This is a genomic window from Marivita sp. (genome assembly GCF_017643905.1).
GTDB lineage: Bacteria > Pseudomonadota > Alphaproteobacteria > Rhodobacterales > Rhodobacteraceae > Marivita.
The window spans coordinates 21,341-28,310 of sequence record NZ_JAEPMO010000048.1; the positions used below are offsets into that span (position 1 = coordinate 21,341).

Below are 6,970 nucleotides of genomic sequence, written 5' to 3' on the forward strand. Positions count from 1 at the left end.
CAGTCACGCCCGAGGCTCCGGCCGAAGAGCCAGCGGCAGAACTCACCGCCGAGTCCAAGGCCAGCGAGGATGCGATGGTGACCGAGAACGTTGCTGCGCCGGACCCGGACAGCCCTCCGCCCATCGCAAAGGAAGAAGAGTCGATTTCGGTCAGCACCGATCCGATCGATATCGAAACGCCGCCCGCTAAAACGGACTCGATCAGCATTGGCGGTTTCAGCGCGACGATCCACCAGTCGACGCCGGAAAGGCCCAAGGCTCCCGACACCAAGATTGACCCCGAGGAGAGCGACAAAAATGGATAAGATGCCCGGCTGGGCCGACGCGGTCCTTGTCCCCCTGATCACGCTCATCCTTGCCGCGATCCTGTCGGCGCTCGTCATCATCGGTATCGGCGAAGACCCGGTTGCCGCGTTCAAGTTGATGGTCGACGGCGCGCTCATGCGGTCTTCTGGCTGGGGATATACGCTCTACTACGCGACCAACTTCATCTTCACCGGCCTTGCCGTGGCCGTCGCCTTCCATGCACGGCTGTTCAACATCGGTGGCGAAGGACAGGCGATGATCGGTGGTTTGGGTGTGGCGCTCGCCTGTCTCTATATCCCATGGCCGAACTGGTATGTGGCACTTGTGGGCGCAACCGTGTCAGCCGCCATCTTCGGCGCACTCTGGGCGCTGATCCCGGCCTATCTGCAAGCCAAGCGCGGCAGCCATATCGTGATCACCACGATCATGTTCAACTTCATCGCCGCCGCCCTGCTGAATTACGTGCTGGTGAACATCCTGCGTCCGCAAGGCGCAATGGACCCGGCCACGGCCCGTTTCCCCGAAGCGACGAAACTGCCCACCTTCCAGGACATGTTCTCGACCGCCGAAACCGCCATGTTCCGGGGCGCGCCCGCGAATGTGACATTCTTCTTGGCCATCGCGATGTGCCTCGTGGTCTGGCTGCTGATCTGGCGCACCAAGCTGGGTTACGAAATCCGCGCCTTTGGTCAGTCGGAATCAGCGGCGAAATACGCTGGCATCAGCCCGGTCAAGATCACCGTGGTCGCCATGCTAATCTCGGGTGGACTTGCCGGGATGATGGCGCTCAACACCACCATGGGTGAGGCGGAACGCCTTGTGATGAATGCAACCGAAGGTGCCGGGTTCATCGGTATCGCCGTGGCGCTGATGGGCCGCTCACATCCGTTGGGTGTGCTGTTGGCCGCGCTGCTGTTCGGCTTCCTCTACCAAGGGGGCGCAGAACTGGCGCTCTGGACCAACATTCCACGCGAACTGATCGTCGTCATTCAGGCGCTGGTGATCCTCTTCACAGGTGCGCTCGACAACATGGTGCGGATGCCGCTTGAAAAACTCTTCCTCGCCTCCCGGAGGAAAGCCTGATGGATTTCGCAACTCTGCTTCAGGTGCTCGACAGCACTGTCCGTCTGGCCACACCGTTGCTGCTGGCCTGCCTTGCGGGCCTCTTCAGCGAACGTGCCGGCATCTTTGACATCGGCCTAGAGGGCAAGATGCTCGCCGCCGCGTTCTTCTCCGCCGCCATTGCCGCGATCACCGGAGACGTGTGGATGGGGCTTGGCGCAGGCATCCTTGCGTCACTGGCGCTGTCGGTCCTGCACGGGCTGGCATCGATCACCTTCCGGGGAAACCAGCTGATCTCGGGCGTTGCGATCAACTTTCTCGCGGCGGGTCTCACGGTCCTGATCGCTCAGGACTGGTTCAGCCAGGGTGGCCGAACCCCGTCGCTGATCGGCGCGGGACGGTTCGAGGCAATCACCCTTCCCGGAGTGGAGGCTATGGCGGGTATCCCGCTCATTGGACCGATCTATGCCGAGCTGATTTCAGGCCACTCGATTCTTGTCTATGTCGCCTTCGCCATGGTGCCCCTGACATGGTGGCTGCTTTACCGGACACGCTTCGGCCTGCGTCTGCGCGCAGTGGGTGAAGCGCCCGAGGCCGTCGATACTGCGGGCATCTCAGTTGTCGGCCTGCGCTATGTTGCAGTGGGCATCTGCGGCGTGCTCTGCGGCATTGCGGGCGCCTACCTTGCCACGGCGTTGCAGGCTGGTTTCGTCAAGGACATGACCGCCGGGCGCGGGTTCATCGCGTTGGCCGCGTTGATTTTTGCCAAGTGGCGGCCCTGGTATGCGCTTTATGCCTGCCTGCTCTTCGGACTACTTCAGGCCGTAGCGCTGCGGTATCAGAACATCGACCTTGGGGCCTTTGTCGTGCCGGTGCAGTTCATGGATGCCCTGCCTTATATCCTGACCGTGGTGATCCTCGCCGGGTTCGTCGGCAAGGCGATCCCGCCGCGCGCCGGTGGCGAGCCCTACGTCAAGGAACGCTGACAGTCGGATTAAGCTGGCGTTTCCGTCAACGGAAACGGGTGATGCGTTGGCGCATCACCCCGCTTTTGCCTGAGTCCAGTTAACTTACAATCATAAGTCCTTTTTGCACCTGCGGCACCGCATCGCTTGAAACGGGGCAAAGGTTGGGTCTATGCACAAACATGCAAATCTATCTCCCCATCGCCGAAGTCTCGGTCAATGCTTTCCTGCTGCTTGGCCTAGGCGGGATGGTCGGCGTGCTGTCCGGCATGTTCGGTGTTGGTGGCGGCTTCTTGATGACGCCCCTTCTGTTCTTCATCGGCATCCCCCCCGCCGTGGCTGTGGCAACTGAAGCGAACCAGATTGTAGCCTCGTCTTTCTCCGGCGTTCTGGCGCATCTCAGGCGCAAAACCGTCGATCTCAAGATGGGAACGGTGTTGCTGGTCGGAGGTCTCATTGGGGCCGCGCTGGGTGTCGGGGTCTTCAACTACCTCAAGAGCCTCGGTCAAGTCGATCTTCTGGTCAAACTCTGTTACGTTGTGTTCCTCGGCGTCATCGGCTCGCTGATGTTCGTCGAAAGCCTGAACGCGATCCGCAAGACGCGCGCCGGCGTGGCTCCCAAGCGCAAGAAGCATAACTGGATTCACGGTCTGCCCTTCAAGATGCGGTTTCGCACCTCGGGTCTCTATATCTCGGTGATCCCTCCGATCATCGTCGGTGTGCTTGTTGGCATCCTTGCCGCGATCATGGGCGTCGGCGGCGGCTTCATCATGGTGCCTGCCATGATATACCTGCTTGGCATGCCGACCAAGGTTGTCGTTGGCACGTCTCTTTTCCAGATCATTTTCGTCACCGGCTTTACCACGCTGCTGCACGCCACCACCAACTACACTGTAGACATTGTGCTTGCCGTCTTGCTGCTGATAGGCGGCGTTGTGGGCGCGCAGATCGGAACAGTGATCGGGGCCAAGCTCAAGGCCGAGCAGTTGCGCATCCTGCTTGCCATCATGGTCCTTGCCGTTTGCGGCAAGCTGGCGCTCGATCTTCTGATCCAACCGTCCGAGCTGTTCTCGATCGGCTCGGCGGGAGGTCATTGATGCGCGGACTGCTCCTGATCCTCCTGCTCCTCGCCGCACCCTTGCGGGCCGAAGAAGTGGTGCTGGGTCTCAGCCAGGACGAGGTATCAATCTCGACCAATTTCGACGGGTCCGAAATCGTCATCTACGGCGGCATCAAACGCGAAGCTCCGATCCCGCAGGACCAGCCGTTGCAGGTGATCGTCACCATCGCCGGGCCGCAGGAACCTATCACGGTCCGCCGCAAAGACCGCGTTGCAGGCATTTGGGTGAACACCGATGCAATGGACGTGTCCGCCGCGCCAAGCTTTTACGCGATTGCCACTTCCGCGCCCTGGGGCGAGGTGCTGAACGAAGCGGACGATCTGCGCCATAACGTGTCGATCCCGCGCCGAATCCGGTCCATCGGGGCTTGGTCGCAGGTGGCCAACCCGCAGGAATTCATCGACGCGCTTGTGCGCATCTGCATGGACAACGGTCTCTATGTTCTGGCCGAAGGTGCGGTGGACCTACGGGAATCCACATTGTTCAACACTGCAATCCGAATGCCGGCCAACCTGACCGAGGGTGAATACGCGACCCGCGTCTTCCTGACACGTGGTGGCAAGGTGGTGTCGAAATACGAAACCAGCATTGACGTGCGCAAGGTGGGTCTCGAACGTTGGCTGTTCAACCTCTCGCGCCAGCAGCCCTTGGTATACGGGCTGTTGTCGCTGGCCATTGCCATCGCCGCCGGCTGGGGTGCGTCCGCGGCGTTCAGGCTGTTGCGGTCCGGCTGATGCCAAGAACGCTGCCCGGAACCCGCGCCGAGTATCGCGCCTTCCGCACCCTGCCGACCCGCTGGCAGGACAATGACGAATACGGCCACCTGAACAACGCGACCTACTATGCACTCTTCGACACCGCCGTCAGCCTTTGGCAGATGGAACAGGGGATCGAGATCCGGGGACCGAACGCCACGAAATTCCTCGTTGTCGAAAGCGGCTGTCGCTACCACGCCGAACTGGGTTTTCCGGACATCCTGACCGCGGGCATCCGCATCGCCCATATCGGCACCTCGTCCTTCCGTTACGAGGTCGCACTCTTCGGCAATGACAGTGACATCGCTGGGGCGGAAGGCTTCTTTACGCAAGTCCATGTTGGAGATGAGGGGCGCCCTTCCCCACTCTCTGACGAGGTGCGACAGACACTAAGCCAACTCAGCGTCTGATCTTCTCTGTTTCAAAGAGACCTCCACCGCAGGCATCTCGCAGAAGCGAAAAAGCCAAAGTACCCTGTGGGCGTGTGGCGCACTCAATAAAGCCACCTATCCTTTTTCGTGAAAGAACGCGTAGATACGTTCCGCCAGCGCCTCGCTGACGCCCTCCACCGCTTTCAAATCGGCAAGGTTCGCCCGGCTGACTGCCTTGGCCGATCCGAAATGCGCCAACAGCGCGCGTTTGCGTGCGCCTCCAACGCCCGAAATCTCGTCCAACGGGTTCGCCATCTGGGACTTTGCCCGTTTCGCCCGGTGTGTGCCGATGGCGAACCGGTGCGCCTCGTCGCGCAGGCGTTGGACAAAGTACAAAACCGGATCATTGTGGCGCAGCGCAAAGGGTCGTGTGCCTGAGCGGTGGAACTCTTCCTTGCCCGCATCCCGGTCCACACCTTTGGCCACACCGACCATCGGCACATCATCGACACCGTATTCGGTCATGATTTCGCGCACGGCTGACACCTGCCCCGCCCCACCGTCGATCAACAGCAGGTCCGGCCACAACCCTTTGTCACGCTCGGGATCATCTTTGAGCAACCGCTTGAACCGACGGGTCAGCACCTCTTTCATCATCCCGAAATCGTCACCGGGGGTCAGCTCGTCCCCCTTGATGTTGAACTTGCGGTACTGGCTCTTCATGAAGCCGTCCGGCCCCGCCACGATCATGGCACCAACCGCATTTGTCCCCTGAATATGGCTGTTGTCATACACCTCGATCCGCTGCGGTGGCGCTTCCAGGCCAAAGGCTTCGGCCAGACCGCGCAACAGCTTGGTCTGCGTCGCGGTTTCCGCCATCCGTCGGGCCAACGATTCCTTTGCATTGCGAAGCGCACCATCCACCAGTTCCGACTTTTCGCCTCGACGTGGCACCGCGATCTCGACCTTGCGCCCCAGCTTGCCCGTCAAAGCCTCGGTCATCAGGTCTTCGTTTTCGATCGGATGAGACAGCAGCAACAGCCGCGCGGGTTCCTTGGTGTCGTAGAATTGGCCGATGAAGGCCTCCAGCACCTCGGCCTCTTCCACGTCCGGGCCGACCCGTGGATAGAAATCCCGGTTGCCCCAGTTCTGGTTCGCCCGGATGAAGAAAACCTGAACGCAAGCCTGCCCCTTTTCAAGATGAAGCGCGATCACATCCGCCTCGGTCACACCGCGCGGGTTGATCCCCTGCGCCGTCTGAACCTGCGTCAACGCCCGGATGCGATCACGCAACGCGGCGGCGCGCTCAAATTCCATCTCCTCGGACGCCTGCGCCATTTGCTTGGCCAGCGTTTCCTGCACATGCGTTGACTTTCCCGACAGGAACCGTTCGGCGTCGCGGACGCTTTCGGCGTAGTCGGCCTCCGATATCTTGCCGACACAAGGCCCGGAGCAGCGCTTGATCTGGTACTGCAGGCACGGCCTTGTCCGGCTGTCGAACATGGCATCTGAGCAATTGCGCAGCAGGAAGACGCGCTGCAACTGGTTCAATGTCCGGTTCACCGCGCCCGCACTGGCGAAAGGGCCGTAATAGGCGCCTTTGTCTTTCTTCGCACCGCGATGCTTGTGGATCATCGGAAAGGCATGATCCGTGACATGGATGTTCGGAAACGATTTGTCGTCCCGCAAAAGTACGTTGTAGCGCGGCTTGAGCTGCTTGATGAGGTTCTGTTCCAGCAACAGCGCTTCGGTCTCGGTCCGCGTCGTCAGGAACATCATCGACGCGGTTTCCGAAATCATCCGCGCGATGCGGCCCGAGTGCTGCGGTGACGGACGCGAGTAATTCGAGACCCGCGCGCGCAGGTTCCGCGCCTTGCCGACATAGAGAACACGCGCCTGAGCATCGAGCATTCTGTAGACACCGGGACTGGAGTCCAGCGTCTTGAGATAGCTCTGAATACAGGCATATCCGGTCACTTTGTCAGCTTCGATTTCCTTGGTCATGTCAGCCCGAATTTACGGTTGCGCAGTTCGCGCGATTCTTAAGGTTTCGCTGCCCCATTGCACCCCACGATGCAACCTTTAAGACATCCACGGTTTCTGTGGATAAGTCTGCGGAGAAGATTTGAATGTTAGGGATTTTCCCTTGTTTTTCGGCACCCTCCCTGAAATGCCTTATTTTTAGGCAATTTTTCAAGTTATTGAAATTAAATGATTTTTAATTACATTTAGATCAAGTTACTGAAAACATTATACCCGGAGTCACTGAAGACCCGAGATTTGAAGGGTTGACGTGCAAGCAGGTCGCGATTCAGGTTACGGCATGATCCGTCCCGGTTTTCTTACCTCTTCAGAGCGGCGTGAGCTTGTTGCGTGCGTGCGCAGCCATC

Annotated in this window: 6 protein-coding genes; 5 read left to right on the forward strand and 1 reads right to left on the reverse strand. The window is 59.9% G+C overall.

What is annotated here, in order from left to right:
* The first annotated feature begins 297 nt into the window (after positions 1-297).
* The 5 genes from JJ869_RS09550 (at position 298) to JJ869_RS09570 (ending at position 4,619) form a co-directional block, all read left to right on the forward strand.
* A complete protein-coding gene (locus JJ869_RS09550; protein WP_292266528.1) occupies positions 298-1,389 on the forward strand; it encodes an ABC transporter permease in 1,092 nt (363 codons plus the stop codon).
* Positions 1,389-2,354, forward strand: a complete 966-nt coding sequence (locus JJ869_RS09555; RefSeq protein ID WP_292266529.1) for an ABC transporter permease — start codon at positions 1,389-1,391, stop codon at positions 2,352-2,354. Before JJ869_RS09550 ends, JJ869_RS09555 begins: the two co-directional genes overlap by 1 nt.
* Before the next feature lie 161 nt (positions 2,355-2,515).
* Entirely contained in the window at positions 2,516-3,430 is a 915-nt protein-coding gene (locus JJ869_RS09560; RefSeq protein WP_292266531.1) for a sulfite exporter TauE/SafE family protein, read from the forward strand.
* Complete coding sequence (locus JJ869_RS09565; protein WP_292266533.1) at positions 3,430-4,188, forward strand: TIGR02186 family protein; 759 nt, start codon at positions 3,430-3,432, stop codon at positions 4,186-4,188. The genes JJ869_RS09560 and JJ869_RS09565 overlap by 1 nt, the downstream gene beginning before the upstream one ends.
* Positions 4,188-4,619: a thioesterase family protein gene (locus JJ869_RS09570; protein ID WP_292266536.1), complete on the forward strand. Its 432-nt coding sequence runs from the start codon at positions 4,188-4,190 to the stop codon at positions 4,617-4,619. The genes JJ869_RS09565 and JJ869_RS09570 overlap by 1 nt, the downstream gene beginning before the upstream one ends.
* A gap of 96 nt (positions 4,620-4,715) precedes the next feature.
* Here the strand turns inward: JJ869_RS09570 and uvrC are convergent, their stop codons facing one another.
* A complete protein-coding gene (gene uvrC, locus JJ869_RS09575; RefSeq protein WP_292266538.1) occupies positions 4,716-6,584 on the reverse strand; it encodes an excinuclease ABC subunit UvrC in 1,869 nt (622 codons plus the stop codon).
* Between the last annotated feature and the right edge of the window lie 386 nt (positions 6,585-6,970).

Coding starts and splice junctions, on each gene's coding strand:
- JJ869_RS09550 (WP_292266528.1), top strand. CDS start 298: ATGGATAAGATGCCCGGCTGGGCCGACGCGGTCCTTGTCCCCCTGATC.
- JJ869_RS09555 (WP_292266529.1), top strand. CDS start 1,389: ATGGATTTCGCAACTCTGCTTCAGGTGCTCGACAGCACTGTCCGTCTG.
- JJ869_RS09560 (WP_292266531.1), top strand. CDS start 2,516: ATGCAAATCTATCTCCCCATCGCCGAAGTCTCGGTCAATGCTTTCCTG.
- JJ869_RS09565 (WP_292266533.1), top strand. CDS start 3,430: ATGCGCGGACTGCTCCTGATCCTCCTGCTCCTCGCCGCACCCTTGCGG.
- JJ869_RS09570 (WP_292266536.1), top strand. CDS start 4,188: ATGCCAAGAACGCTGCCCGGAACCCGCGCCGAGTATCGCGCCTTCCGC.
- uvrC (WP_292266538.1), bottom strand. CDS start 6,584: ATGACCAAGGAAATCGAAGCTGACAAAGTGACCGGATATGCCTGTATT.